This is a genomic window from Pseudomonas sp. UBA6323, from assembly GCF_002439135.1.
Lineage (GTDB): Bacteria > Pseudomonadota > Gammaproteobacteria > Pseudomonadales > Pseudomonadaceae > Aquipseudomonas.
The window spans coordinates 1-25,897 of sequence record NZ_DJSX01000058.1; the positions used below are offsets into that span (position 1 = coordinate 1).

27 protein-coding genes are annotated in these 25,897 nt (G+C 62.7%); 22 read left to right on the forward strand and 5 right to left on the reverse strand.

Annotated features, from left to right (window positions below; all coding sequences use genetic code 11):
- From B3P22_RS13205 to sthA, 8 genes are all read left to right on the forward strand, one after another.
- On the forward strand, positions 1-147 hold a 147-nt coding region (locus B3P22_RS13205), incomplete at its 5' end, for an RnfABCDGE type electron transport complex subunit D (protein WP_296271345.1).
- Complete coding sequence (locus B3P22_RS13210; protein WP_024307552.1) at positions 140-928, forward strand: Na(+)-translocating NADH-quinone reductase subunit C; 789 nt, start codon at positions 140-142, stop codon at positions 926-928. The genes B3P22_RS13205 and B3P22_RS13210, both read left to right, overlap by 8 nt.
- Complete coding sequence (locus B3P22_RS13215) at positions 925-1,599, forward strand: NADH:ubiquinone reductase (Na(+)-transporting) subunit D (RefSeq protein WP_177323695.1); 675 nt, start codon at positions 925-927, stop codon at positions 1,597-1,599. The genes B3P22_RS13210 and B3P22_RS13215 overlap by 4 nt, the downstream gene beginning before the upstream one ends.
- Positions 1,599-2,207 carry an NADH:ubiquinone reductase (Na(+)-transporting) subunit E gene (nqrE, locus tag B3P22_RS13220; RefSeq protein ID WP_017677633.1) on the forward strand — a complete coding sequence of 203 codons (609 nt, stop codon included), beginning with the start codon at positions 1,599-1,601 and terminating at the stop codon, positions 2,205-2,207. The genes B3P22_RS13215 and nqrE overlap by 1 nt, the downstream gene beginning before the upstream one ends.
- 15 nt (positions 2,208-2,222) lie before the next feature.
- Positions 2,223-3,446: an NADH:ubiquinone reductase (Na(+)-transporting) subunit F gene (nqrF, locus tag B3P22_RS13225; RefSeq protein WP_024307554.1), complete on the forward strand. Its 1,224-nt coding sequence runs from the start codon at positions 2,223-2,225 to the stop codon at positions 3,444-3,446.
- Positions 3,447-3,550: 104 nt separating this feature from the next.
- On the forward strand, positions 3,551-4,474 hold the full coding sequence (locus tag B3P22_RS13230) for an FAD:protein FMN transferase (protein WP_296271285.1): 924 nt from the start codon (positions 3,551-3,553) through the stop codon (positions 4,472-4,474).
- The gene (nqrM, locus tag B3P22_RS13235) at positions 4,471-4,701 is read left to right on the forward strand and encodes a (Na+)-NQR maturation NqrM (protein WP_296271286.1); all 231 of its coding nucleotides are present in this window, start codon (positions 4,471-4,473) and stop codon (positions 4,699-4,701) included. The genes B3P22_RS13230 and nqrM overlap by 4 nt, the downstream gene beginning before the upstream one ends.
- Positions 4,702-4,797: 96 nt before the next feature.
- The gene (gene sthA, locus B3P22_RS13240) at positions 4,798-6,192 is read left to right on the forward strand and encodes a Si-specific NAD(P)(+) transhydrogenase (RefSeq protein WP_197855931.1); all 1,395 of its coding nucleotides are present in this window, start codon (positions 4,798-4,800) and stop codon (positions 6,190-6,192) included.
- Positions 6,193-6,929: 737 nt separating this feature from the next.
- On the opposite strand, the gene B3P22_RS13245 is transcribed toward sthA, so the two are convergent.
- From B3P22_RS13245 to B3P22_RS13255, 3 genes are read right to left on the reverse strand one after another with little or no spacing between them, the layout of a single operon-like run.
- The gene (locus tag B3P22_RS13245) at positions 6,930-7,649 is read right to left on the reverse strand and encodes a glycerophosphodiester phosphodiesterase (RefSeq protein WP_296271287.1); all 720 of its coding nucleotides are present in this window, start codon (positions 7,647-7,649) and stop codon (positions 6,930-6,932) included.
- Positions 7,646-7,954 (reverse strand): phosphodiesterase, encoded by a 309-nt coding sequence (locus tag B3P22_RS13250; RefSeq protein ID WP_296271288.1) that lies wholly within the window; start codon positions 7,952-7,954, stop codon positions 7,646-7,648. Before B3P22_RS13250 ends, B3P22_RS13245 begins: the two co-directional genes overlap by 4 nt.
- A gap of 19 nt (positions 7,955-7,973) precedes the next feature.
- Entirely contained in the window at positions 7,974-8,540 is a 567-nt protein-coding gene (locus B3P22_RS13255; protein WP_296271289.1) for a PilZ domain-containing protein, read from the reverse strand.
- Positions 8,541-8,832: 292 nt separating this feature from the next.
- Here B3P22_RS13255 and B3P22_RS13260 point away from each other — a divergent pair, with 292 nt between their 5' ends.
- Genes B3P22_RS13260 through B3P22_RS13270 form a run of 3 tightly spaced genes read left to right on the forward strand, consistent with a single transcriptional unit; the run spans position 8,833 to position 12,030 of the window.
- Positions 8,833-10,080: a lipoprotein-releasing ABC transporter permease subunit gene (locus B3P22_RS13260; RefSeq protein WP_296271290.1), complete on the forward strand. Its 1,248-nt coding sequence runs from the start codon at positions 8,833-8,835 to the stop codon at positions 10,078-10,080.
- Positions 10,081-10,099: 19 nt separating this feature from the next.
- Positions 10,100-10,786, forward strand: coding sequence for a lipoprotein-releasing ABC transporter ATP-binding protein LolD (gene lolD / locus B3P22_RS13265; protein ID WP_419096436.1), 687 nt, complete (start codon positions 10,100-10,102; stop codon positions 10,784-10,786).
- Complete coding sequence (locus B3P22_RS13270; protein ID WP_296271292.1) at positions 10,786-12,030, forward strand: lipoprotein-releasing ABC transporter permease subunit; 1,245 nt, start codon at positions 10,786-10,788, stop codon at positions 12,028-12,030. Before lolD ends, B3P22_RS13270 begins: the two co-directional genes overlap by 1 nt.
- A 37-nt stretch (positions 12,031-12,067) precedes the next feature.
- On the opposite strand, the gene B3P22_RS13275 is transcribed toward B3P22_RS13270, so the two are convergent.
- Positions 12,068-12,595, reverse strand: coding sequence for a DUF2062 domain-containing protein (locus B3P22_RS13275; protein ID WP_197855924.1), 528 nt, complete (start codon positions 12,593-12,595; stop codon positions 12,068-12,070).
- 138 nt (positions 12,596-12,733) lie between these two features.
- On the opposite strand from B3P22_RS13275, the gene B3P22_RS13280 reads away from it, so the two are divergent.
- From B3P22_RS13280 to murB, 8 genes are all read left to right on the forward strand, one after another.
- Positions 12,734-14,947 (forward strand): DNA internalization-related competence protein ComEC/Rec2, encoded by a 2,214-nt coding sequence (locus B3P22_RS13280; RefSeq protein WP_296271346.1) that lies wholly within the window; start codon positions 12,734-12,736, stop codon positions 14,945-14,947.
- A 72-nt stretch (positions 14,948-15,019) separates the two neighbouring features.
- Positions 15,020-15,652 carry a MotA/TolQ/ExbB proton channel family protein gene (locus B3P22_RS13285; RefSeq protein ID WP_013714801.1) on the forward strand — a complete coding sequence of 211 codons (633 nt, stop codon included), beginning with the start codon at positions 15,020-15,022 and terminating at the stop codon, positions 15,650-15,652.
- Positions 15,649-16,077 (forward strand): ExbD/TolR family protein, encoded by a 429-nt coding sequence (locus B3P22_RS13290; protein ID WP_296271293.1) that lies wholly within the window; start codon positions 15,649-15,651, stop codon positions 16,075-16,077. The genes B3P22_RS13285 and B3P22_RS13290 overlap by 4 nt, the downstream gene beginning before the upstream one ends.
- On the forward strand, positions 16,078-17,079 hold the full coding sequence (gene lpxK / locus B3P22_RS13295) for a tetraacyldisaccharide 4'-kinase (RefSeq protein ID WP_296271294.1): 1,002 nt from the start codon (positions 16,078-16,080) through the stop codon (positions 17,077-17,079).
- A gap of 22 nt (positions 17,080-17,101) precedes the next feature.
- Positions 17,102-17,287 carry a Trm112 family protein gene (locus B3P22_RS13300; protein WP_013714804.1) on the forward strand — a complete coding sequence of 62 codons (186 nt, stop codon included), beginning with the start codon at positions 17,102-17,104 and terminating at the stop codon, positions 17,285-17,287.
- Complete coding sequence (gene kdsB, locus B3P22_RS13305; RefSeq protein ID WP_296271295.1) at positions 17,288-18,052, forward strand: 3-deoxy-manno-octulosonate cytidylyltransferase; 765 nt, start codon at positions 17,288-17,290, stop codon at positions 18,050-18,052.
- Positions 18,052-18,516 (forward strand): low molecular weight protein-tyrosine-phosphatase, encoded by a 465-nt coding sequence (locus B3P22_RS13310; protein WP_296271296.1) that lies wholly within the window; start codon positions 18,052-18,054, stop codon positions 18,514-18,516. The genes kdsB and B3P22_RS13310 overlap by 1 nt, the downstream gene beginning before the upstream one ends.
- Entirely contained in the window at positions 18,513-19,532 is a 1,020-nt protein-coding gene (gene murB, locus B3P22_RS13315; protein ID WP_296271297.1) for a UDP-N-acetylmuramate dehydrogenase, read from the forward strand. Before B3P22_RS13310 ends, murB begins: the two co-directional genes overlap by 4 nt.
- A 115-nt stretch (positions 19,533-19,647) precedes the next feature.
- Here the strand turns inward: murB and rne are convergent, their stop codons facing one another.
- On the reverse strand, positions 19,648-22,704 hold the full coding sequence (rne, locus tag B3P22_RS13320; RefSeq protein WP_296271298.1) for a ribonuclease E: 3,057 nt from the start codon (positions 22,702-22,704) through the stop codon (positions 19,648-19,650).
- Between the two features lie 577 nt (positions 22,705-23,281).
- On the opposite strand from rne, the gene rluC reads away from it, so the two are divergent.
- Genes rluC through sppA form a run of 3 tightly spaced genes read left to right on the forward strand, consistent with a single transcriptional unit; the run spans position 23,282 to position 25,890 of the window.
- Complete coding sequence (rluC, locus tag B3P22_RS13325) at positions 23,282-24,235, forward strand: 23S rRNA pseudouridine(955/2504/2580) synthase RluC (protein WP_024307573.1); 954 nt, start codon at positions 23,282-23,284, stop codon at positions 24,233-24,235.
- Complete coding sequence (locus tag B3P22_RS13330) at positions 24,228-24,923, forward strand: HAD-IA family hydrolase (RefSeq protein WP_296271299.1); 696 nt, start codon at positions 24,228-24,230, stop codon at positions 24,921-24,923. Before rluC ends, B3P22_RS13330 begins: the two co-directional genes overlap by 8 nt.
- Entirely contained in the window at positions 24,913-25,890 is a 978-nt protein-coding gene (gene sppA, locus B3P22_RS13335; RefSeq protein ID WP_296271300.1) for a signal peptide peptidase SppA, read from the forward strand. Before B3P22_RS13330 ends, sppA begins: the two co-directional genes overlap by 11 nt.
- Positions 25,891-25,897 lie beyond the last annotated feature (7 nt).

Genomic DNA, 25,897 nt, shown 5'->3' on the forward strand with positions numbered 1-25,897 from the left:
GGGATGGTCGTACTGATTCGTGTGGTCAACCCGGCCTTCCCCGAGGGCATGATGCTGGCGATCCTGTTCGCCAACCTGTTTGCACCGCTGATCGACCACTTCGTCGTTCAGGCCAATATCAAGCGGAGGCTGGCACGCAATGTCTAGTCAAAAAGAATCCACCGTTCGCACGCTGACGGTGGCCGTGCTGGTGTGTCTGGTGTGCTCGGTGTTCGTCGCCGGCGCTGCCATCGCACTGAAGCCGACTCAGGTAGAAAACCGTCTGCTGGACAAGCAGCGCAGCATCCTGGCCATTGCCGGTCTGGGTGAGGCCGGCATGTCCAGTGCCAAGGTCAAGCAAGTGTTCGACAGCACCATCACCGCCAAGCTGGTGGACCTGGAGAGCGGCAAGTTCTCCGATGCGTTCGATCCGATCACCTTCGACCCGCTCAAGGCCTCGAAGGATCCGAAGACCTCCACCGCGCTCAAGGGCAGCGAGGACATCGCCGGGATCAAGCGCCAGGAGCGCTACACCACCGTTTACATGGTGGAGAAGGATGGCGAAGTTGAAACGCTGATCCTGCCGGTGCGCGGTTACGGTCTGTGGTCGACCCTGCACGGCTTCATCGCGGTGAAAGGTGACCTGAATACCGTGGTCGGTATGGGCTTCTACCAGCATGGCGAGACCCCGGGTCTCGGCGGCGAAGTGGATAATCCGAAATGGAAAGGCCAGTGGCCCGGCAAGACCCTGTTCGACGATAACGGCAAGCTGGCCGTACAGATCGTCAAGGGCGGTGTCGACCCGCAGAGCCCGCGAGCCACTCACCAGGTCGATGGCCTGGCGGGCGCCACCCTGACCAGCGTCGGTGTGGACAACCTGCTGAAGTTCTGGCTCGGCCAGAACGGCTTCGGTCCGTTTATCGCTAACCTGCGTGCAGGGGAGGCTTGATCATGTCGCAGCCGACTATTAAAGAAGTCCTGCTTAACCCGATCTTCAACAACAATCCCATCGGTCTGCAGATCCTCGGGATCTGCTCGGCCCTGGCGGTAACCTCGAACCTGCAGACCGCGTTGGTGATGTCCGCCGCGCTGACGCTGGTGACAGGTTTCTCCAACCTGTTCATTTCCATGATCCGCAGCCAGATCCCCGGCTCGATCCGCATGATCGTGCAGATGGTGATCATCGCCTCGCTGGTAATCGTGGTCGATCAGGTGCTCAAGGCCTATGCCTTCAGTCTGTCCAAGCAGCTGTCGGTATTCGTCGGTCTGATCATCACCAACTGTATCGTGATGGGCCGTGCCGAAGCGTTCGCCATGCAGAACCCGCCGGTGTTGTCGTTCTTCGACGGTATCGGTAACGGTCTGGGTTACAGCGCCATGCTGATCGCCCTGGGCGTGATCCGCGAACTGTTTGGCGCGGGCAAGCTGATGGGCTACGAGATTTTCTCGGTGGTCAACGACGGTGGCTGGTACCAGCCCAACGGCATGCTGCTGCTGCCGCCTTCGGCCTTCTTCCTGATCGGCCTGTTCATCTGGGGCATCCGTAGCTGGAAGAAGGATCAGATCGAGAAGAATGCCTACAAGATGGCGCCTCACGTATCCAGCAAGGAGGCCTATTAATGGAACATTACATCAGCCTGTTCGTCCGTGCGGTGTTCGTCGAGAACATGGCGCTGGCGTTCTTCCTCGGCATGTGTACCTTCATCGCCATCTCCAAGAAGGTGGAAACCGCCATCGGTCTCGGTATCGCCGTGGTCGTGGTGCTGGGTATCACCATGCCGGTGAACAACCTGATCTACACCAACATCCTCAAGGATGGCGCTCTGGCCTGGGCCGGCTTGCCTGAGGTGGATCTGTCGTTCCTCGGCCTGCTGACCTTCATCGGCGTGATCGCGGCCCTGGTGCAGATCCTCGAGATGACCCTCGATAAGTACGTGCCGTCGCTGTACAACGCCCTGGGTGTGTTTCTGCCGCTGATCACCGTGAACTGCGCCATCATGGGTGGTTCGCTGTTCATGGTCGAGCGTGATTACAACCTGGCCGAAAGCACCGTTTACGGTATCGGCGCGGGTGTGTCCTGGGCACTGGCCATCGCCGCGCTGGCGGGTATTCGCGAGAAGCTCAAGTACAGCGACGTACCGGCTGGCCTGCAGGGTCTGGGCATCACCTTCATCACCATCGGTCTGATGTCGCTGGGCTTCATGTCCTTCTCCGGCGTGCAGCTGTAAGGAAAGGATGAACAGATGAATTACGAAATCTTCCTCGCCATCGGCATGTTCACCGCCATCGTTCTCGCGCTGGTGCTGATCATCCTCGCGGCGCGCGCCAAGCTGGTGTCCAGCGGTGACGTGAGCATCGAGATCAACGGCGAAAAAACCATCGTGGTACCGGCTGGCGGCAAGCTGCTGCAGACCCTGGCCGACAACAACATCTTCCTGTCCTCCGCCTGCGGCGGCGGCGGTACCTGCGCCCAGTGCAAGTGCATCGTCGAAAGCGGCGGGGGCGAGATGCTCTCCACCGAAGAGTCGCACTTCACCAAGCGCGAGGCCCGCGAAGGCTGGCGCCTGTCCTGCCAGACCCCGGTCAAGCAGGACATGAAGATCGAAGTCCCGGAAGAGGTCTTCGGCGTCAAGAAGTGGGAGTGCACCGTCCAGTCCAACCCCAACGTCGCCACCTTCATCAAGGAGCTGACGCTGAAGCTGCCGGAAGGCGAGAACGTCGACTTCCGCGCCGGTGGTTACGTGCAGCTGGAGTGCCCTCCGCACACCGTGTACTACAAGGACTTCGACATTCAGGAGGAGTATCGCGGCGACTGGGACAAGTTCAACCAGTGGAAGTACGTGTCCAAGGTCGACGAGACCGTGATCCGTGCCTATTCCATGGCCAACTACCCGGAAGAGCGCGGTCTGGTGAAGTTCAACATCCGTATCGCCTCGCCGCCCCCCGGCAAGGACGATCTGCCGCCGGGCAAGATGTCGTCCTACGTGTTCAGCCTCAAGCCGGGCGACAAGATCACCGTGTACGGGCCGTTCGGTGAGTTCTTCGCCAAGGACACCGACGCCGAGATGGTCTTCATCGGTGGTGGTGCCGGCATGGCGCCGATGCGTTCGCACATCTTCGACCAGCTCAAGCGCCTGAAGTCCAAGCGCAAGATCAGCTTCTGGTACGGTGCGCGTTCCATGCGTGAGTCGTTCTACAACGAAGAGTACGATCAGCTGGCCGCGGAAAACCCGAACTTCCAGTGGCACCTGGCGCTGTCCGATCCGCAGCCGGAAGACAACTGGACCGGGCTCACCGGCTTCATCCACAACGTGCTGTACGAGAACTACCTGAAGGACCACCCGGCTCCGGAAGATTGCGAGTTCTACATGTGCGGCCCACCCATGATGAACGCCGCCGTGATCAAGATGCTCACCGACCTGGGCGTCGAACCGGAGAACATTCTCCTCGACGACTTCGGCGGCTAAGCATGAGGTCTGCTGTACTCCAGCCCGTTATCGCTGTCGCCCTGGCGGCAGCCCTAACGGGCTGCTTGCATTCAGAGCGGATCGAAGAGTTCGGCGGCCCGACCATGGGCAGCACCTATTCGATCAAATACGTCCGCAGTGAAGGTGTCGCACCGCAAGCCGAACTCAAGGCTGCGACCGAGGCGATCCTCGCCGAGATCGATCTGCAGATGTCCACCTATCGCGACGATTCACTGATCGAGCAGTTCAACCGTGCGCCGGCCGGTACCTGCCAGGCCATGCCCAAGGGCGTGCTCGACCTGGTGCGCGCCGGTAATCGCCTGCACGAAGAGAGCCAGGGTCACTTCGACCTGACCCTCGAACCCTTGCTCGACCTCTGGGGCTTCGGGCCCAAGGGGCAGGGCGAGGCGGTACCGGATGCCGAGCGCCTGGCCGAGGTGCGCCAACGCGTTGGTCAGCAGCACCTGAAGATCGAGGGCGAGCAGCTGTGCAAGGACGTCGATGTTCAGGTCGACTTCAACAGCATCGCCGCTGGCTATGCCGTCGATCTGATCGTGGCGCGTCTGGGTGAGCTGGGTGTTACCAGTTACCTGGTCGAGGCCACCGGCGAGCTCAAGGCGGCCGGCTTCAAGCCCGATGGTAGCCACTGGCGCATTGGCCTGGAGGCGCCGCGCGACGACCAACGTGTCGCTCAACGCATCCTTCTGCTCGATGGTTACGGTATTTCCACTTCGGGCGACTACCGTAATTATTTCGAAGAGAACGGCCAGCGCTACTCGCACACGCTCGATCCGCTGACGGGTAAACCGGTCAACCACAAGCTGGCGGCAGTGACGGTGGCAGATCCATCGACCTTGCGCGCCGATGGCTTGTCTACCCTATTGATGGTGCTTGGGCCGGATGCCGGCATGGCCTTCGCCGAGCGCAACGGTATCGCGGCGTTTTTCGTGACGCGTGAGGGTGAGGGCTTCGTCACACAGGGCACGGCCGCATTCGAGCAGCTATTCGCTGCAGGAGATGAGCAATGACGTTTCTGGTTGTATTTCTGGCCATGATTCTGGTCGTCGGCATGATGGCCGTCGGCGTGATCATGGGGCGCAAACCCATCGCCGGTTCCTGCGGTGGTAATGCCAATCTGGGTATCGAGAAAGAGTGCTCGATCTGCGGCGGTAGCCGCGAGAAATGCGAAGAGGTCAATCGCGACAAGAGCGATGCGCCGAACACCGACCTGGCTTACGACGCGAGCAAGCGCTAAGTCGGCTGGTAGCTTTGATAGCTGGTGGCTATTATCCGCTGCCAGCCCTGCCGAGGGTGCGCCACAAGCGCTCCGGCCTGATCTGAAGGAGTAAACATGGCGGTCTACAACTACGATGTGGTGGTGCTTGGCTCAGGCCCGGCGGGCGAGGGCGCGGCGATGAACGCGGCCAAGGCCGGGCGCAAGGTGGCCGTGGTGGACAACCGTCCGCTGGTCGGCGGCAACTGCACCCACCTGGGTACCATTCCGTCCAAGGCGCTGCGCCACTCGGTGCGGCAGATCATGCAGTTCAACACCAACCCGATGTTCCGCCAGATCGGCGAGCCGCGCTGGTTCTCGTTCCCCGATGTGCTCAAGAGTGCGGAGAAGGTGATCGCCAAGCAGGTCACCTCGCGCACCGGCTACTACGCGCGCAACCGCATCGACACCTACTTCGGTACCGCCAGCTTCGCCGACGAGCAAACGGTGGAAGTGGTCTGCCTCAATGGCGTGGTGGAGAAACTGGTGGCCAAGCAGGTCGTCGTCGCTACGGGTTCGCGCCCCTACCGCCCGGCCGATGTCGACTTCACTCACCCACGCATCTACGACAGCGACACCATTCTCAGCCTCGGCCACACGCCGCGCCGTCTGATCATCTACGGAGCCGGGGTCATCGGCTGCGAGTACGCCTCGATCTTCAGTGGCCTGGGTGTGCTGGTCGACCTGATCGACAACCGCGATCAACTGCTCAGCTTCCTTGATTCAGAGATCTCCGATGCGCTCTCCTATCACCTGCGCAACAACAATGTGCTGATTCGTCACAACGAAGAGTACGAGCGCATCGAAGGTGTGGAAAACGGTGTGGTCCTGCACCTGAAGTCGGGCAAGAAGATCAAGGCCGATGCGCTGCTGTGGTGTAACGGCCGTACCGGCAACACCGATCAGCTGGGCCTGGAGAACATCGGCATCGCGGTCAACAGCCGTGGCCAGATTCAGGTCGACGAGCACTACCGCACCGAGGTCAGCAACATCTACGCCGCCGGTGACGTGATCGGTTGGCCGAGCCTGGCCAGCGCCGCCTCCGACCAGGGGCGATCGGCTGCCGGCAGCATCGTCGACAACGGCAGCTGGCGTTTCGTCGATGACGTGCCGACCGGCATTTACACCATTCCGGAGATCAGCTCGATCGGCAAGACCGAGCGAGAGTTGACCCAGGCCAAGGTGCCTTACGAAGTTGGCAAGGCCTTCTTCAAGGGCATGGCCCGTGCGCAGATCTCGGTCGAACCGGTGGGCATGCTGAAGATTCTCTTCCACCGCGAAACCCTGGAAGTGCTGGGTGTGCACTGCTTCGGCTATCAGGCTTCGGAGATCGTTCACATCGGTCAGGCGATCATGAACCAGAAGGGTGAAGCCAACAGCATCAAGTACTTCATCAACACCACCTTCAACTACCCGACCATGGCCGAGGCCTATCGGGTTGCCGCGTTCGACGGCCTCAACCGGCTTTTTTGAGCGGCTCCGGCCGGCGGCCTGAGCCGGTCGGGGAGACAGGCTGGGTAGCGGCTTCCGAGTGGCGCTGGCCGAATCGGGAGAGCTTCTAGCGTCTCAGGCGGCAGCAACGACAAAACCGGCCATTGGCCGGTTTTTTCGTTGTTGGGCGTTGTGTTCGCTGCCCGGATGCCATTCGGGTACAGGCGCGAAGACGCACCCGGATTGCATCCGGGGTACATGGCTTGTGGTGTAGGAGCGAATTTATCGCGATGCTGGTGCGCTCGGTGTTGGCTGCATATCGCGGATAAATCCGCTCCTACAAGGGTAATCGCCTCAGCCCTTAGGGTGTGCCGTGCGCACCGCTTGGCCCCGCCTGTTCGAGCGACGCTATGTGCGCATGGTGCACCCTACAAGTTTCATCCGCGCAGCGTCTGCACCGCCAGTTCGTAGCCCGGATGCAATCCGGGGCCTTCGCGCCATGTCATCCGGGCTACATGACTTCTGGTGTAGGAGCGAATTTATTCGCGATGCTGGTGTGCTCGGTGTTGGCTGCATATCGCGGATAAATCCGCTCCTACAGAGGCTAAACGCCTCAGCCCATAGGGTGTGCCGTGCGCACCGCCAGTTCGTAGCCCGGATGCAATCCGGGAATGCTCTCTCTGCATCCCTCGAATTGCATCCGAACGTCGCGCGAGCTGCTCTGGCTTGCTCCCCTCTCCCGCTTGCGGGAGAGGGGCCGGGGGAGAGGGCGATGAGTCTCAGCCGCGTAACGTCTGCACCGCTATGCCTGGGAAGTCGGTGATGATGCTGTCGGCGCCAAAGTCGGCCAGGCGGCGCATCAGCGCCGGTTCGTTGACCGTCCAGACCGACACATGCAGTCCCTGTTTCTGCGCCTTGAGCAGGCGCTCCGGAGTGCATAGGGTCCAGTTCAGCGCCAGCAGGTGGCACTCATAGTGCGCCGCCACTTTCAGCGGATCGAGCCAGGCGTACTCGGCGACCAGGCCCAGTTGCAGTTGTGGAGTCAGCTCGCGCGCGGCCTTGAGCACTTCGCGTGAGCTGGAGGTGATGGTGATCCGATCGCGCAGGCCGAAGCGCTCGACCAGCTCGGCGATGGCCAGTACGGTGCGTGCGGCACGCACTTTCGAGGCGCTTTTCACTTCCAGTTGCCAGTGCTCGAACTGACACTGCTCGAACAGATTCTGCAGGCGCGGAATGGGGCAGGGGCGCACCCAGCCCGGGCCGCCCTTGCGCGCGTCATATTTGATCAGATCGGCGGCATCATGTTCGACCACCTTGCCGCGCACGCCGGTGGTGCGCTTCAGGGTTGGATCGTGAATCACCATCAACTCGCCGTCGCGTGACAGGTGCAGATCCAGCTCGCAGCGATTGACGCCATGCTCCAGGCAGCGCTGGAAGCTGGCGAGGGTATTTTCCGGGGCTTCGCCCTTGGCGCCGCGATGGCCGTAGATGAGAGTCACTGTTGCTCCTTGACGGTGTCGAGGTGGTGCGGCTGATGGTGGCGCACGCTGTTGATCACATGATCGTATTCGAAATAAACGCTGAACTCGCGGTAGTCCCAGCGGGTGATCGGCGGCTGGCCGACCGGCTTGTGTTCTTCATCGGCCAGGCCGAAGCGCTCGAGTACCGAGCGTTTCGACTCGCCTTTCTGGGGCAGGTTGCGGGCATCGATATCCGCACCCTGGTTGCCCAACGGAATGGTCAGGGTGTCGGCGAAGGAAGAGGTAGGGGCGAGAAGGGCGAGTAGCAGTGCGATGCGGTACATGGCGGATCCTTTGCGGCGTTCATTCGCGGGCCTGGCGACGTTCCAGGGCCTGTCTCTGCAGGATATGCCGGGCCAGCAACTGGCGCTGTGCGTCGGTCAACGCTTCGAACTCGGTGCCGATATCGTACTGGCCGTCGCTGCGTGCGCTGCAGTGCACCACCTGGGCGCGCAGCATCAGACCGAGTGCTTGTGGCATCAATACCATCTTGATCGCCAGGTGGCTGCCCGGTGCCACGGCCTGGGCGTCCATGAAGCTGATACCGCCCTCGGACAGCGATACCTGGCGCGGGGCTCCAATGTCGCGCAACAGGCTCTGCGCGACCGCCTGACCAAGCAGGTCGATGCGCTTGTTGATCACTTTCAGGTAGTTGGCCAGGGTGCGATCACGCTCGCTGATGTGGCGCAGCAGATGTTGCGACTCGAAGTCCATCAGGTGCAGATCGCTGAGCAGATTGAACAGCGGCGACGGGTCGTGAAGTACGTCGCTGGCCTGGGCTTCGGCCCCTGACAGCAGGCTGAATTCCAGTGCGATCGTATCCTCGATACGGTAGTATTCGCGGCGATCATCTACATCGTTAGTCGACATGGCGAACCCATGAAAGCAATGGTGGTCGAAGAGCCTGTTGAAGGCTTCGCGAACGGTATGCGAGCCGGGCGAACATCGCTGGGCAAGCGCCGGTTACGAATGGTAAACGAGCAATTCTCGCTTCGCTCGCTCCTTCGGGGTCACACTGATGTGTGATAGCCATAAGTGGCTTTCCAAGTGTTTTTAACGCAGCAGGCCCGTTACGCAGCCGACTTCGAGTTGCTTCTGAGTGTAAGGCCGCTGACCTGGCCCCGCCACATGGACGTTTTTCTTTCCCCCGAATCTCTCCGACATGTTCAGACCTCTGTTCGTATTCATCGGCACGCGCTACACGCGGGCCAAGCGCCGCAACCACTTCGTTTCCTTCATTTCCCTGACGTCCATGCTCGGCCTCACCCTGGGGGTGATGGTGATGATCCTGGTGCTGTCGGTCATGAATGGTTTCGATCACGAGATGCGCACCCGTGTGCTGGGGATGATTCCTCACGCCACGGTCGAGTCGCCGACCCCGGTCAGTGACTGGCCGGCACTGGCGCGTCAGGTCGAGCGCCATCCGCGTGTCGAGGCGCTGGCACCTTTCACCCAGATGCAGGGCTTGCTGACGCACGACGGCAAGGTGCAGAAGGTACTGATCAATGCCATCGATCCCGAGCAGGAGCGCAAGGTCTCGATCATCAATGACTTCTTCCAGCAGGGCAGTCTCGACAGCCTGCAGCCAGGTGATTTCGCCATGGTCATTGGTGATAAGGCAGCGGCCAAGCTGGGCCTCAAGCTCGGTGACAAGGTCACCTTCGTCGCCCCCGAAGTCACCGTGACCCCGGCCGGCATGTTCCCGCGCCTGAAACGCTTCACCGTCACCGGTATCTTTCACGTCGGCGCTGGCGAGATCGATGGTGCCCTGGCGCTGGCCAACATCAGTGATCTGGCGCGCCTGCAGCGCTGGAAGCCGGATCAGGTGCAGGGCCTGCGCCTGAAATTCGACGACCTGTTCCAGGCGCCGCGCAGTGCCTGGGAAATCGCCCAGACTCTCGACGGCGACTTCTACGCCCGCGACTGGACTCGTACCCACGGCAACCTGTACCAGGCCATCCGCATGGAGAAGACCATGATCGGTCTGCTGCTGTTGCTGATCGTCGCGGTGGCAGCCTTCAACATCATCTCCACTCTGGTGATGGTGGTGACCGACAAGAAGGGCGATATCGCCATCCTGCGTACCCTTGGTGCCACGCCGCGGCAGATCATGGCCATCTTCATGGTGCAGGGTACCGTGATCGGCGTTGTCGGTACTTTCATCGGCGCCGTGCTGGGGATTCTCGCGGCGCTCAACGTCAGTAGTCTGATCGCCGGCATCGAGCGCCTGTTGGGCATCAAGTTTCTCAATGCCGATGTCTATTTCATCGATTACCTGCCTTCGCAACTGCAGAGCGCCGACGTGGTGATGGTTTGTACCGCGGCGCTGCTGCTGAGCTTCTTCGCTACCCTGTATCCGGCCTGGCGCGCCGCGCGCACCCAGCCCGCCGAGGCCCTGCGCTATGAGTGAACCCATGAACCAGAACGCCATGAAACAGCACAATGCCGTGCTCAGCTGCCGCAACCTGAGCAAGCGTTACGACGAGGGCCCCGAATCGGTGGTCGTGCTCGATGGGCTCGAACTGGAACTCTTCCCCGGCGAGCGGGTGGCCATCGTCGGCAGCTCCGGTTCCGGCAAGAGCACCCTGCTGAACATGCTTGGCGGCCTGGATACACCCAGCGAGGGCAGTGTCTGGCTGGCCGGTGAGCAACTGTCGGCACTGAGCGAGACCGCCCGCGGCCTGCTGCGTAACCGGGCGTTGGGTTTCGTCTATCAGTTCCATCACCTGCTGGCTGAATTTACTGCGCTGGAGAATGCCTGCATGCCGCTGCTGATCGGCAAGACTTCGATCGCCGAAGCGCGCCAGCGCGCGACTGCATTGCTGGAGCGCGTGGGGCTGGGGCATCGCCTCCATCACAAGCCGTCAGAGCTGTCCGGTGGCGAGAGGCAGCGTGTGGCCATCGCCCGCGCCCTGGTCAATCGCCCTGGGCTGGTGCTGCTCGACGAGCCGACCGGCAACCTCGACCAGCACACCGCCGAAGGCATTCAGGAGCTGATGCGCGAGCTCAGCCGTGACTCCAATACCGCATTCCTGGTGGTGACTCACGACATGCAGCTGGCGCGGCAGATGGACCGCGTGCTCAGCCTGCAGGACGGCAAGCTGGTGACCCTCTGATGTTTCGTCCGCTGAGTATCTTCATCGGCGCTCGCTACACACGGGCCAAGCGCCGCAATCACTTCATCTCCTTCATTTCGCTGACTTCGATGATTGGCCTGGCGCTCGGTGTGCTGGCGATGATCGTGGTGCTGTCGGTGATGAACGGCTTCCAGAAGGAAATGAGCTCACGGATTCTCGGTATGGTGCCGCACGCCATGGTCTATGGCGCCGAGCCGGTTGCCGACTGGCGCGCCCTGGCGGAAAAGGCCAAGGCCAATCCGCAGGTGCAGGCGGCCGCGCCTTATGCCGAGCTGGAGGGCATGCTTTCGCATCGCGGGCTGATGCAGCCGATCCAGATCCACGGCATCGATCCGGCGGAGGAGGGCAAGGTGTCGATCCTGCCCGAGCATATCCGTCAGGGCAGCCTGAATAATCTGCAGCCCGGTGAGTTCGGCGTGGTGATCGGTGATATCACTGCTCGGCGCTTCGGCCTGCAGGTCGGCGACAAGCTGACGCTGATCATTCCCGAGCTGAGCAACGCTCCTGGTGGTGTCACGCCGCGCATGCAGCGCCTGAACGTGGCGGCGGTGTTCAAGGTTGGTGCCGAGCTGGACAGCTCGCTGGCACTGATCAACGTCGCCGATGCCGCAGCCATGCAGCGCCTGCCGGAGGGCACCGTGCCGGGCATCCGCCTGGCGCTGAAGGATCTCTACCAGGCGCCGCAGGTGTCCAAGGCGCTGCTGGCCGAGCTGGGCGCCGATTACCGCGCCGATGACTGGACCCACACTCAGGGCAGCCTGTTCAGCGCGATGAAGATGGAGAAGACCATGATCGGCCTGCTTCTGCTGCTGATCGTCGCAGTCGCCGCCTTCAATATCATCGCCACCCTGATCATGGTGGTCGCCGACAAGGGCGGCGATATCGCCATCCTGCGCACCCTGGGCGCTACGCCACGGCAGATCATGGCCATCTTTATGGTGCAGGGCTCGGTGATCGGCCTGGTCGGCACCCTGATCGGCACGGTACTTGGCGTGCTGGCGGCGCTGAATGTCAGTGCGCTGGTGGCCTGGCTGGAATCCTTCGCCGGACAGCAGGTGCTGAGCTCCGACGTGTACTTCATCAGCAGCCTGCCATCGGACCTGCAGTGGCTGGATGTGGCGCTGATCTGCTCGGCGGCATTGATCCTGAGCTTCCTCGCCACGCTCTACCCATCCTGGCGGGCGGCGCAGGTACAACCGGCCGAAGCGCTACGTTACGAGTAAGCATAAAAAAGCCGTCGCATTCGACGGCTTTTTCTTTTCAGGGGCGCTGTTGGCGGCGTTTTTCCTGACGCTTGCGCCAACTGCGCTGGACCCACCAGCGCCAGTAGAGCATGGTCAGCACATAGGCCAATGCGGCGAGCACCAGACCGGAGATGAAGGAGCCGAGGTACAGCGGCTTCCACAAGATGGCGACCTCGGCCGTGATCCATTCCAGGCTCAGGGTTTGCGGCATGCGCACCGGCGGTGTCTGCATGATCCATGCACCGAGTTTGTAGGTGCAGTAGAAGATCGGCGGCATGGTGATGGGGTTGGTCAGCCAGACCAGGCCGATGGAGATCGGCAGGTTGGCGCGCAGCGGAATGGCGACGGCGGCCGCCGCCAGCATCTGCATCGGCATGGGGATCATCGCCCAGAACAGGCCGATGGCCATGCCGCGCGCTACGGAGTGACGGTTCAGGTGCCAGAGATTGGGATCATGAATCAGCTTGCCGAGAAAGCGCAGGGACTTGTTACCCTTGATGCTGTCGGGGGTGGGCATGTAGCGCTTGAATAAACGACGCGGCATGAAGAGTCTCTGGGCAGGCAAAAGCGCCGATATTATGCACGGATTCAGCTCGGCCAGCGTTTTCATATTGTGACCGAAGGTGAGCGCCGGACGCGTTTGCTGCAGCTCGATGAGCAGGGAGGAAGGATGCGAACAGGGATGTTGGCGCTGGCCTTGGGGCTGCTCAGCTTGCGCTTTCTGCCGAGCCTGCCGCCAGGCTGGCTGTTGCTGGTTGCAGCCTGTGCCGGCCTGGCTTTATTGCTCTCGCGTTTCTACCCAATGGGGTTCTTTCTGTTGGGGTTGGCGTGGGCCTGCAATTCAGCACAGTGGGCGCTGGACGATCGCCTCGCCCCGGAGCTCGACGGCCGCACGCTATGGCTGGAAGGACGGGTGGTCGGATTGCCCGAGGTATCCGATGGTGTGGTGCGCTTCCTGCTGGAGGATGCGCAATCGCGTCGCGCCGAGCTGCCAACAAGGTTGCGGGTGGCCTGGTATGGCGGGCCGACGGTGCAGGGCGGCGAGCGCTGGCGTCTGGCAGTCAACCTGAAGCGGCCGCATGGCCTGGTCAATCCGCAGAGCTTCGACTACGAAGCCTGGTTGCTGGCGCAGCGTATCGGCGCCACGGGCACGATCAAGTCCGGTCAGCGCCTTGCTCCAGCTTCGGGCCTGGGTAGTTGGCGCGACAGCCTGCGCCAACGCTTGTTGGCGGCGCCAGCTGTTGAGCGCGAAGGCGCCATCGCCGCTTTGGTTCTGGGCGACGGTTCTGGCTTGAGCAGCGAAGATTGGCGCCTGTTGCAACACACCGGCACGGTGCACCTGATGGTCATTTCCGGGCAGCACATCGGACTGCTGGCCGGCTTTCTCTACGGTTTGGTGGCCTTGCTGGCGAAGCTCGGCGCATGGCCGGCGCGCTGGCCATGGTTACCTTGCGCCTGTGCGCTGGCCCTGGGCGGGGCCTTGACCTATGGCTTGCTGGCGGGCTTTGAGGTGCCGGTGCGCAGGGCCTGCGTGATGGTCGCGTTGGTGCTGCTGTGGCGCATGCGCTTTCGCCATCTGGGCGCGTGGTGGCCATTGTTGCTGGCCTTGATCGTGGTTCTGCTGCTGGAGCCGCTGGCGTCCTTGCAGCCGGGTTTCTGGTTGTCGTTTTCGGCGGTGGCGATTCTGGCTCTGGTGTTTGGCGGTCGGCTCGGCGTCTGGGGTTGGTGGCGCGGGCTCACGCGTGCGCAATGGACCATGGCCATCGGCCTGTTGCCGATGATGTTGGTCCTCGGCCTGCCGGTCAGCAGCAGCGGGCCGTTGGCCAATCTGATCGCCGTGCCCTGGGTCGGGTTGGTAGTCGTGCCTCTGGCCTTGCTGGGCACCTTGCTGGTGCCTATACCGGTGCTGGGCGAAGGGCTGTTGTGGCTGGCCGGTGGTGCGCTGCACCTGCTGTTCGAGTTGCTCGGCATCATCGCCGGCTGGCTACCCGCCTGGCTGCCGAGCGTTCTGCCGCTGTGGGCATGGTTGCTGGCGGCAGCCGGTGCTCTGCTGCTCCTTTTGCCGGCCGGAGTGCCGCTGCGTCTGCCCGGTCTTGCGCTGTTGTTGCCCGCATTGCTGCTGCCAGCGCCGCATCTGGATGATGGTCGCGCCGACATCTGGGTGCTGGATGTGGGGCAGGGGCTGGCGGTGCTGGTGCGTACCCGAGAGCACGCTCTGCTGTATGACGCCGGGCCGCGCTTCGGTGATTTCGATACCGGTGAGCGAATCGTCCTGCCCTCGTTGCGGGCGCTGAACCTCAGGCATCTCGATCTGATGCTGCTCAGCCATGCGGACAACGATCATGCCGGCGGCGCGGCCGCGATCAAGGTCGGGATGCCTGTATCGAGGGTGATCAGTGGTGAGCCGCAAAGGCTGGCCGATGCGCTCGGCGCCGAAGCGTGCGAGTCAGGACAAAGCTGGCGATGGAACGAGGTGACCTTCAGGCTGTGGCAGTGGGACCGCGCCAGCTCCGGCAACCAGCTGTCCTGTGTATTGCAGATCGAGGCTGCGGGCGAACGCCTGCTGTTGACCGGCGATATCGACGTACAGGCCGAGCGGGCGCTGATGCAGGCCGACTTTCCCCTGGCTTCGCAGTGGCTGCTGGCCCCTCATCATGGCAGTCGCACCTCGTCCAGCCAGGCGTTCATCGACTCGGTCGCGGCGCAGCATGTGCTGATTACCCGCAGCCGCCACAATGCCTTTGGCCATCCACACCCGCAGGTGCTGGAGCGTTATCGGGCAGCGGGCGTTCAGGTGCATGACACCGCGCTCGATGGCGCGCTGCATCTGCGCCTGGGTGAGCATGGCGCAGCGCAGGCATTGCGACGCGAGGCACGTTTCTGGCGGGAAAAATGAGAACGGCGGCGGTCGGCGGGCGTTGCCCCCTGTGCTAGAGTGGCGCCACTTTTTCGAGGGGGATTCTCTACCGTGTGGGAACTGGTCAAAGCTGGCGGCTGGATGATGCTGCCGATCATTCTCTGTTCCATCGCTGCTGCCGGTATCGTTGCCGAGCGTCTGTGGACCCTGCGGCCCGCCCGCGTCACCCCGGCCAATCTGCTGGCCCAGGTATGGCGCTGGATCAAGGACAAGAAACTCAACAACCAGAAGCTCAAGGAGCTGCGTGAGGATTCGCCGCTGGGGCAGATTCTCGCCGCCGGCCTGGCCAACTCCAAGCATGGTCGCGAGATCATGAAAGAGTGCATCGAGGAGGCTGCCGCGCGCGTCATCCATGATCTGGAGCGCTACCTCAACGCCCTCGGTACCATCGCCGGCATCGCACCGCTGCTCGGCCTGCTTGGCACCGTGCTGGGTATGATCGAGATCTTCAGCTCCTTCATGGGCTCGGGCATGGCCAATGCGCCGATGCTCGCCGGTGGTATCTCCAAGGCCCTGATCACCACAGCAGCTGGTCTGATGGTGGCGATTCCGGCACTGTTCTTCCATCGCTACCTGCAGCGCCGCGTCGACGAGCTGGTGGTGGGCATGGAGCAGGAAGCGATCAAGCTGGTGGAAATGGTCCAGGGTGATCGCGACGTCGACCTGGGCGAGGGCAAGGCGTGAAATTCCGGCGTAAACCGCGGGAGAACGTCGAGATCAACCTGGCCTCGTTGATCGACGTGGTATTCATCCTGCTGCTGTTCTTCGTGGTCACCACCACCTTCACCCGTGAGACCCAGCTGAAAGTCGACCTGCCCGAGGCGGCCAGCGGCACGCCGCCGGAGCAGACCGAGCTGAAGCAGGTCGAGGTGCTGATCGGTGCCGATGGTGCCTACTCGATCAATGGCAAGGCGCTGCTGGAGAGCAACCTGAGCAATCTCATGGCTGCGCTGCAGAAGGAGTCCGAGGGCGACAACAGCCTGCCGCTGATCATCAGTGCCGACGGCAAGACGCCGCATCAGGCGGTGATCACCGCCATGGACGCCGCTGGCAAGCTGGGCTTCTCGCACCTGCGCATCACCACGGTGGAAGCACAGGATACTCCCTAAGTGAGCGCTGCCGATCGCCTGCTCGAGGCCTGGTATCGCGGCCACCCGGCGCTGGCGCTGCTGCGCCCGCTGGAGTGGCTGTATCGCCGCGTGGTACAGGGCAAGCGTGCGCGTTTCCTGGCCGGCGAGGGCGAAATCTACCGCGCGCCGGTGCCGGTGCTGGTGGTGGGCAACATCACCGTCGGCGGCACCGGCAAGACGCCGCTGATCCTCTTTCTGATCGAACACTGCCGGGCGCGTGGCCTCAAGGTCGGCGTGGTCAGTCGCGGCTATGGCGCTACGCCGCCGAGCCTGCCGTGGCGCGTGCGTGCCGAGCAGCCCGCGAGCCAGGTCGGTGACGAGCCGCTGCTGATCGTCCAGCGCACGGGCGTGCCGCTGATGATCGATCCGGACCGCAGCCGCGCGGTGCGTGCACTGCTGGCCGAGGAGCCATTGGATCTGATCCTCTGCGACGACGGCCTGCAGCACTACCGTCTGGCGCGCGACCTGGAGCTGGTGCTGATCGATGCCGCGCGCGGCCTGGGCAATCGCCGCTGCCTGCCCGCCGGGCCGCTGCGTGAGCCGGCCGAGCGTCTACGTGAGGTGGATGCGGTGCTGTTCAACGGCGCCGAAGTCGACCGCAGCGACGGCTACGCCTTTGGCTTACACCCCACCGCACTGGTCAACCTGGTCACTGGCGAGCGGGTAGGGCTGGATCATTTTCCCTCAGGCCAGCCCGTGCATGCGGTCGCCGGCATCGGCAACCCGCAACGTTTCTTCAATACCCTCGAAGCGCTAAACTGGCGGCCGGTTCCGCACTCCTTTGCCGACCATGCCCAGTACGACGCCGCGCAGCTCAGTTTCGAGCCGGCGCTGCCGCTGCTGATGACGGAAAAGGATGCGGTGAAATGCCGGGCCTTCGCCGCCGCCGACTGGTGGTACCTGGCCGTCGACGCCGTGCCCACGCCGGCTTTCGTCGATTGGTTGGACAAGGAGCTGGCTCGCCTCATACCGGGGTCTTGATGACCCCATCAAGGACTGCGCCATGGACCTTAAACTGCTCGACATTCTCGCCTGCCCGATCTGCAAGGGCCCGCTGCAGCTTTCCGAAGACAAGACCGAACTGATCAGCAAGGGCGCCGGCGTGGCCTACCCGATCCGCGATGGCATCCCGGTGATGCTGGAAAGCGAAGCACGCACCCTGAACACCGACGAGCGCCTGGACAAGTAAATGAGTGCAGCCTTCACCGTTGTCATTCCCGCCCGTTACGCCTCCACCCGTCTGCCCGGCAAGCCACTGCAGGATATTGCCGGCAAGCCCATGGTGCAGCGCGTTTGGGAGCAGGCGAAGAAGAGTTCGGCTGGCCGCGTTGTAATCGCCACCGACGATGCGCGCATCGTCGACGCCTGTCAGGCGTTCGGTGCCGAGGTGCTGCTGACCCGCGAGGATCACAACTCCGGCACCGACCGCTTGGCCGAAGTGGCCACCCAGCTTGGTCTGCCGGCCGATGCCATCGTGGTCAACGTGCAAGGCGACGAACCACTGATTCCGCCGATGATCATCGATCAGGTGGCGGCCAACCTGGCGGCCAATCCGCAGGCAGGCATTGCCACCCTGGCCGAGCCCATCGAAGATGTTACCGCGCTGTTTAACCCCAATGTGGTCAAGGTGGTCGCCGACAAGAATGGCCTGGCTCTGACCTTCAGTCGTGCGCCGCTGGCCTGGGCGCGCGATGCCTTCGCCAAGAGCCGTGATGTGCTGCCGCAAGGCGTGCCTTACCGCCGTCATATCGGCATCTACGCCTACCGCGCGGGCTTCCTGCATGACTTCGTGGCCTGGGGGCCATGCTGGCTGGAAGATACCGAGTGCCTGGAGCAATTGCGTGCGCTGTATAACGGTGTGCGCATCCATGTTGCCGATGCGCTCGAAGCGCCGGCTGCTGGCGTGGATACCGCCGAAGACCTGGAGCGGGTGCGCCGCCTGCTGGGTGCCTGATGAAGGTCCTGTTCGTTTGTCTGGGCAACATCTGCCGTTCGCCCACGGCTGAAGGCGTGTTTCGCCACAAGCTGCGCGCGGCGGGGCTGGAGGATCGCGTGCAGGTGGATTCCGCCGGCACCGGCGACTGGCATGCCGGCAAAACGCCGGACAGCCGCACGCGTCAGGCTGCCCTGAGCCGTGGTTATGACCTGTCCGCGCAGCGTGCGCGTCAGGTGGAAGCCGCCGATTTCCAGCGCTTCGACCTGATCCTGGCCATGGATCAGAGCAACTTGCTCAACCTCAAGGCGCTGCGCCCAGCCGATGCCCGCGCCGATCTGGATCTGTACCTGCGTCGCTATGACCTGGCACTGGATGAGGTGCCCGACCCGTACTACGGCGGCGAAGAGGGCTTCGAGCAGGTGCTGGACCTGATCGAGCAGGCCAGCGATGCGCTGCTGAGCGAAATCAAGGGGCGCCTGTGAGCCTGAATCTGCAGAGCGACGTTTCGCTCAAGGCCTTCAACAGCTTTGGTGTCGACGTGTGTGCACGGCGTTTCGCCGAAGCCTACAACGATGACGATGTGCGCGAGGCGCTGCGTCTGGCTGGGCAGCAGAGCTTGCCGCTGCTGGTGATCGGCGGTGGCAGCAACCTGTTGCTGACTCGCGATGTCGAGGCGCTGGTGCTACGCATGGCCAGCCGTGGTATTCGCATTCTCGAAGAGGATGGCGATCAGGTACTGGTAGAGGCGGAAGCCGGTGAACCCTGGCATCCCTTCGTGCAGTGGAGTCTGGCGCAGGGCCTGAGCGGCCTGGAAAACCTCAGCCTGATCCCCGGCACCGTCGGCGCGGCGCCGATGCAGAACATCGGTGCCTATGGCGTGGAGATCAAGGACCTGTTCGCCGGCCTGACCGCACTGGATCGGCATACCGGTGAGCTGCGCGATTTCGCGCTAGAGGAGTGCGCCTTCGCCTATCGCGACAGCCTGTTCAAGCGTGAAGCCGGACGTTGGTTGATCCTGCGAGTGCGCTTTCGCTTGAGCCGCCTGGCTTCGCTGCGACTGGATTACGGTCCGGTGCGCCAGCGCCTCGCCGAGATGGGGGTGGAAGCGCCGACCGCCAGCGACGTCAGCCAGGCTATCTGTTCCATTCGCAGCGAAAAGCTGCCGAATCCCGTCGAGCTGGGTAATGCCGGCAGTTTCTTCAAGAATCCGGTGGTGTCGTTCGAGCTGGCCGAGCACATCCGCGCCGAGCATGCTGACCTGGTCAGCTATCCGGCGGGCGATGGCCTGGTGAAGCTGGCAGCCGGCTGGCTGATCGAGCGGGCAGGGTGGAAGGGGGTACGCGAGGGTGATGCCGGCGTTCACCGCCTGCAGGCGTTGGTGCTGGTCAACTACGGCCAAGCGACCGGTGCGCAGCTGCTGCAGCTGGCGCAGCGCATCCAGAGCGATATCTTGCAGCGTTTCGGCGTTACGCTGGAAATCGAACCGAACGTGCTTTGATCTGCGGGGCGGACGTGATCCGACGACCGCCATTCCCGGATTGCATCCGGGCTATCAGTGACGGACATGAAAAAGGGGATGCCTAGGCATCCCCTTTTTAGTTACCGCAGGAGGATCAAGCCTGAGGCTTGACCTCTTCCTTGTCGGCTGGCGTCTCTTCTTCCGGCTGCGCTTGCTCTACCGCTTCGCTCACGTTTTGCTCGCGGACGATAGGAGTGGCTTCGGCTTCGGCGACTGGCTCGACCGCAGGAGCGGTTTCGACTGCAGTGGCTTCGGTTTCTGCCAGGGGGCTCGCTTCAGCGGCCGGAGCGGCTTCGACTACCGGAGCAGCCTCTACAGCCGGGGCTGCAGCAGCGGCCTGGGCAGCTTCGCGAGCCAGGCGCTCGGCTTCACGCTGACGACGACGCACTTCACGCGGATCGTTCGGTGCACGGCCAGTGGCATTTGCCGGAACCGGTGCGGCAGCAGGCGCTTGCTCGACCGGCGCCGGAGCAGGCTCCTGGGCGACTTCGACCGTCGGCTCAGCTTGAGTGGCCGGCTCGGCGAGTGGCACTTCAACGGCAGCAGGGGTTGCGACTGCGGCCGGGGCTGCTTCAGCTTGCTTCTCTACGACCGGAGCGGTTTCGATCACTTCGCTTACGCTAGCCTCGGCTTGCGCCTCGACCGCTTGAGCGGCAGGGACCTCTTCAGCCTGGGCAGTCGGTGCTGCAACGGCCGGGACTTCGCTGATCGGAGCTTCGCTGGCAACGGCTTCGCTGCTGTCGACGCTTTCTGCGACCACGGCGGCAGCAGTCGCTACGGCAGCTGGAGCGGCGGCTTGAGCTTCGTTGCCTGCGGCTTCGCTGTTCTCGGCGCTTTCGATCAGGTTGCCATCGGCATCACGCTGACGCTCGCGACGGTTGCTGCGGCGACGCTGACCACGGGAACGGCGACGCGGACGTTCACCGTCGTTGTTGTCCTGCTCGTCATCCTGCAGCTGTTCTTCGTTTGGCAGGGCTTCGTCCTGCAGAGCCTCGGCCTGCTCGGCACGCGGCTGACGCTCTTCGCGCGGCGGGCGTTGACGCTCCTGGCGCTCGCCACGGGGCTGACGCTCGGCGCGCTCTTCGCGTTGCTCGTTACCGGCGGCGTCCAGCGGCTCACGCAGCTCGCGCACGCGCTCTTCACGCGGAGCACGCTCTTCGCGTGGCTTGCGCTCGCGGCGGTTCTCCTGGCCTTCACGCGGCTCGCGCGGGGCACGTTCTTCACGCGGCTGACGCTCTTCACGCGGCTGGCGTTCTTCGCGTGGCTCGCGAGTCTGGCGCTCTTCGCGCGGGGCGCGCTCTTCGCGGGACTTGCGCTCGTCATCGCGGCGACCGCCACGGTTGCGGCTCTGCTGACGACCGTTGCGGCGTTCTTCGCGCGGCGGGCGCTCGCTGCTCTTTTTCTCGGCCACGGCTGGCTGAGCTTCTTCTTCCTTGCCGGCAAACAGGCTGACCAGGGACTTCACCAGGCCTTTGAACAGGCTCGGCTCAGGTGCCTTGGTCGGAGCCAGTGGAGCCGGTTGCGGCTCGGCGGCGACCGGAGCGCTGCTGCGCGGGGCGGCCTTGATCGCGGCTTCCTGGCGAACCAGGGTGCGCGTGGCGGCGGCCGGGTGAGCGGCAGCTTCTTCGTTTTCTGCGGTGGCGGCGATTTCGTAGCTGGTCTGGCCGCTCAGCGCTTCCGGGCTGTCGTCACGCAGGCGCTGCACTTCGAAGTGCGGGGTTTCCAGGTGATCGTTCGGCAGGATCACGATGCGCGCACGGGTGCGCAGTTCGATCTTGGTGATCGAGTTGCGCTTCTCGTTGAGCAGGAAGGCGGCGACCGGGATCGGCACCTGGGCACGAACTTCGGCGGTGCGGTCCTTCAGCGCTTCTTCTTCGATCAGGCGCAGGATGGCCAGCGACAGGGATTCGACGTCGCGGATGATGCCTTGACCGTTGCAGCGCGGGCAGACGATGCCGCTGGTCTCGCCCAGGGACGGACGTAGGCGCTGACGGGACATTTCCAGCAGGCCGAAGCGCGAGATGCGACCAACCTGAACACGGGCGCGGTCGGCTTCCAGGGCTTCACGAACCTTCTCTTCAACGGCGCGCTGGTTCTTGGCCGGGGTCATGTCGATGAAGTCGATGACGATCAGGCCGCCGATGTCACGCAGACGCAGTTGGCGAGCGATTTCCTCGGCCGCCTCCAGGTTGGTCTGCAGGGCGGTTTCCTCAATGTCGCTGCCCTTGGTGGCGCGCGCCGAGTTGATGTCGATGGAAACCAGGGCTTCGGTCGGGTCGATGACGATGGAGCCGCCGGACGGCAGTTTCACTTCGCGCTGGAAGGCGGTTTCGATCTGGCTTTCGATCTGGAAGCGGTTGAACAGCGGCACGCTGTCTTCGTACAGTTTGATCTTGCTGGCGTACTGCGGCATCACCTGCTGGATGAAGCTCAGGGCTTCTTCCTGGGCTTCGACGCTGTCGACCAGCACTTCGCCGATGTCCTGGCGCAGGTAGTCGCGGATGGCGCGGATGATGACATTGGATTCCTGGTAGATCAGGAACGGGGCAGGGCGGCTGGTGGAGGCTTCCTTGATCGCGCTCCACAGTTGCAGCAGGTAGTCGAGGTCCCACTGCATTTCTTCGCTGGAGCGACCGAGGCCGGCGGTGCGGACGATCAGGCCCATATCGGCCGGAGCGTTGAGGCCGTTCAGCGCTTCGCGCAGTTCGTTGCGCTCTTCGCCTTCGATGCGGCGGCTGATGCCACCGGCGCGCGGGTTGTTCGGCATCAGCACCAGGTAACGACCGGCCAGGCTGATGAAGGTGGTCAGGGCTGCGCCCTTGTTGCCGCGTTCTTCCTTCTCGACCTGGACGATGACTTCCTGGCCTTCCTTGAGCACGTCCTTGATATTGACGCGGCCGCCTTCAGGGGCTTTGGAGAAGTATTCGCGGGAGATTTCTTTGAGGGGGAGGAAGCCGTGGCGTTCGGAACCGAAATCAACGAAGGCGGCTTCAAGGCTGGGTTCAACGCGGGTGATACGGCCTTTGTAGATGTTGGCCTTCTTCTGTTCGCGGGCGCCGGACTCGATGTCCAGATCGTAGAGTTTTTGGCCATCTACCAGGGCAACACGCAACTCTTCGGGCTGAGTTGCGTTAATGAGCATTCTTTTCATGTGGTACCAATGGGTTCCGGGCTACCGGAAGCCACGTTAGGCACACACGACTCTCAGGGTCGGTGTCAGGCGCGTCAGAAACGGTCGTAAATCGTTCCACTGTCTAGCGACGGCCAGCCATATCAGGCCGCGGTCACGACGGACGTCTCCTGCTTGCTGTGGTGACAGAAGCACTCAGTCAGGAAGAGGAATCAACTGGCGGTAGCGGACGAGATGAGGCGTCTTTGATCAAGCGATGTGCTACGCAGTCCGACAGTTGTACATCTCCACCCTACACGTATCGCTGAAAATCGGGTGCCGCGCGCGGATTCCGCAGCGGTTGTCATTTACCGCGACCGCCCTGCGGGCGAATCGCGCATCATACTCAAGGCTTTATTTCCGAAGTCTTCGTGGCCTTTTGCGGCCTTTCTAACCTGAAGAATCCGTGGGACGGCCTCACGTCCAAGTAAGGTTTGCGCGGGCAGGGGATGGCAAGTTTGGCGATCATCCGCAAGCCAGGCCGCTTTTGGCGGCGTTCGCGACTATAGCAGCAATGATTAAGTGCTTCAATTCCATAAAAAATTGTTATGATTGCGCGATGACTACTCCTGCCTCTCCAACCTCCGGCGTCCAGCTGATCGAGGTTGCACCGGAACTTGCCGGCCAACGCATCGACAACTTCCTCCGGGCGCAGCTCAAGGGCGTGCCTAAAACCCTGATCTATCGCATCCTGCGCAAGGGCGAAGTGCGCGTGAACAAGGGGCGGATCAAGCCCGAATACAAACTCCAGGCTGGTGACGTGGTGCGTGTGCCGCCGCTGCGCCTTGCTGAGCGCGATGAGCCCGAGCCGCTGGCGCAGGGGCTGCTTGAGCGTCTCGAGGCGGCCATCGTCTACGAGGACAAGGCGCTGATCGTGCTGAACAAGCCGGCCGGTATCGCCGTACACGGTGGCAGTGGTTTGAACTACGGGGTGATCGAGGCCTTCCGTCAACTGCGCCCCGATGCCAAGGATCTGGAGCTGGTGCATCGTCTGGACCGCGACACATCCGGTCTTCTGATGATCGCTAAGAAGCGCAGTATGTTGCGTCACCTGCATGAGCAACTGCGTGGCGATGGCGTCGACAAGCGCTATATGGCGCTGGTGCGCGGTCACTGGGCGACCGCCAAGAAGCAGGTCAATGCGCCGCTGCAGAAGAGCAACCTGCGCTCCGGTGAGCGCATGGTCGAGGTCGATGGCGAGGGCAAGGAGGCGCTGACGCTGTTCCGCGTGCTGCGCCGTTTCGGCGATTTCGCCACGCTGGTCGAGGCCAAGCCGGTGACCGGTCGCACCCACCAGATTCGTGTGCATGCCAAGCATGCCGGGCACTCCATCGCTGGCGACTCCAAGTACGGTGATGACGACTTCACCCGCGAGATTCGCGAACTGGGCGGCAAGCGCCTGTTCCTGCATGCCTACGAGCTGCATGTGCCGTTGCCTGAAGGTGGGGTGCTGAAGCTCGAAGCGCCAGTGGATGAAATGTGGGCCAAGACCCTGGAGCGGTTGAGTGCCTGATTACCAACTGCTGATCTTCGATTGGGATGGCACGCTGGTCGATTCCATTGGCCGTATCGTCGAGGCCATGCACCGCGCTGCCGATGTGGTGGGTGTGCCGCGCTGCTCCGATGTCGCGGTGCGCGGCATCATTGGTTTGGAGTTGGGGGTGGCGATTCGCACCCTTTATCTGGAACTCGACGAGCCGTTGCGTATCGAAGCCATCCGCAGTGCCTACAGTGAGCAGTATCTGGCGCTGGAAACCGAGCCGTCACCGTTGTTCGAGGGTGTGAGCGAGTCGCTCGAAGCTTTTCGCGATCAGGGTTATCAATTGGCGGTCGCAACCGGGAAGGGGCGCAGGGGGCTGCATCGGGTGCTGGCCGATAAGGGTTGGCTGGATTATTTCGATATCACCCGCTGTGCCGATGAGACGGCGAGCAAGCCGGACCCGCTGATGCTGCACGAGATTCTTGCGCATTGCCGGGTGCAGCCTGGGCGTGCGCTGATGGTCGGGGATTCGACCTTCGATCTCTTAATGGCGCGCAATGCCGGGATGGATGCGGTAGCGGTGGGTTTTGGTGCGCAGCCGCTGTCACTGTTGCGCGAATGCTCGCCGCGCCTGGCGATCAACGAATTCAATGAGCTGCGTACATGGCTGGATGGTCATCGCGCGCAGCGTTCTGCAGAGGTGAGTGAGCATGTCGGATGAGTGGAAGTCATCGTCTTCGTCGGGCGAGGATGCCAAGAGCTGGAAATTGCTGGAAAAAGCGCTGTTGTCCAGCGTTCAGGAGCAGCGTCGGTCGCGTCGCTGGGGCATTTTTTTCAAGCTACTGACCTTTATCTATCTGTTCGGCGCACTGGCGCTGGTGTTGCCGGCGCTCGATCTGAAATCGGCCTCGACCACTACTGCTCATACGGCGCTGATCGAAATTCGCGGCATGATCGCCGATCGCGAGGAGGCCAGTGCCGACAAGGTCGTGGGTAGCCTGCGTGCGGCTTTCGAGGATACCAATACCAAGGGTGTGATCCTGCGCATCAACAGCCCGGGTGGCAGTCCGGTGCAGTCCGGTTATATCTATGACGAAATTCGTCGTCTGCGCGGCGAGTATCCGCAGACCAAGGTTTATGCCGTCATCAGTGACCTGGGCGCTTCCGGTGCCTACTACATCGCCAGTGCGGCCGATGAGATCTATGCCGACAAGGCCAGTCTGGTCGGTTCCATCGGAGTCACTGCGGCCAGTTTTGGTTTCGTCGAGACCATGGAGAAGCTCGGGGTCGAGCGTCGCGTCTACACCTCGGGTGAGCACAAGGCATTCCTCGATCCGTTCCAGCCGCAGAAGGAAGAGGAAACCCGCTTCTGGAAAGCCGTGCTCGATACCACTCATCGTCAGTTCATCGACAGTGTGAAGAAGGGGCGTGGTGATCGTCTCAAGGCTGACGAGCATCCCGAGCTGTTCTCCGGGCTGGTCTGGTCCGGCGAGCAGGCGCTGCAGCTTGGGTTGGTCGATGCGCTGGGTAGCGCCAGCTACGTGGCGCGAGAGGTGATCGGCGAGAAGGAGATGGTCGATTTCACCCAGCGTGATACACCGTTCGATCGTTTCGCCAAGCGTCTGGGTACCAGTGTGGCCGATCGCATCGCGTTGTGGATGGGCTTCCAGGGGCCGACGCTGCGCTGACAGTTAA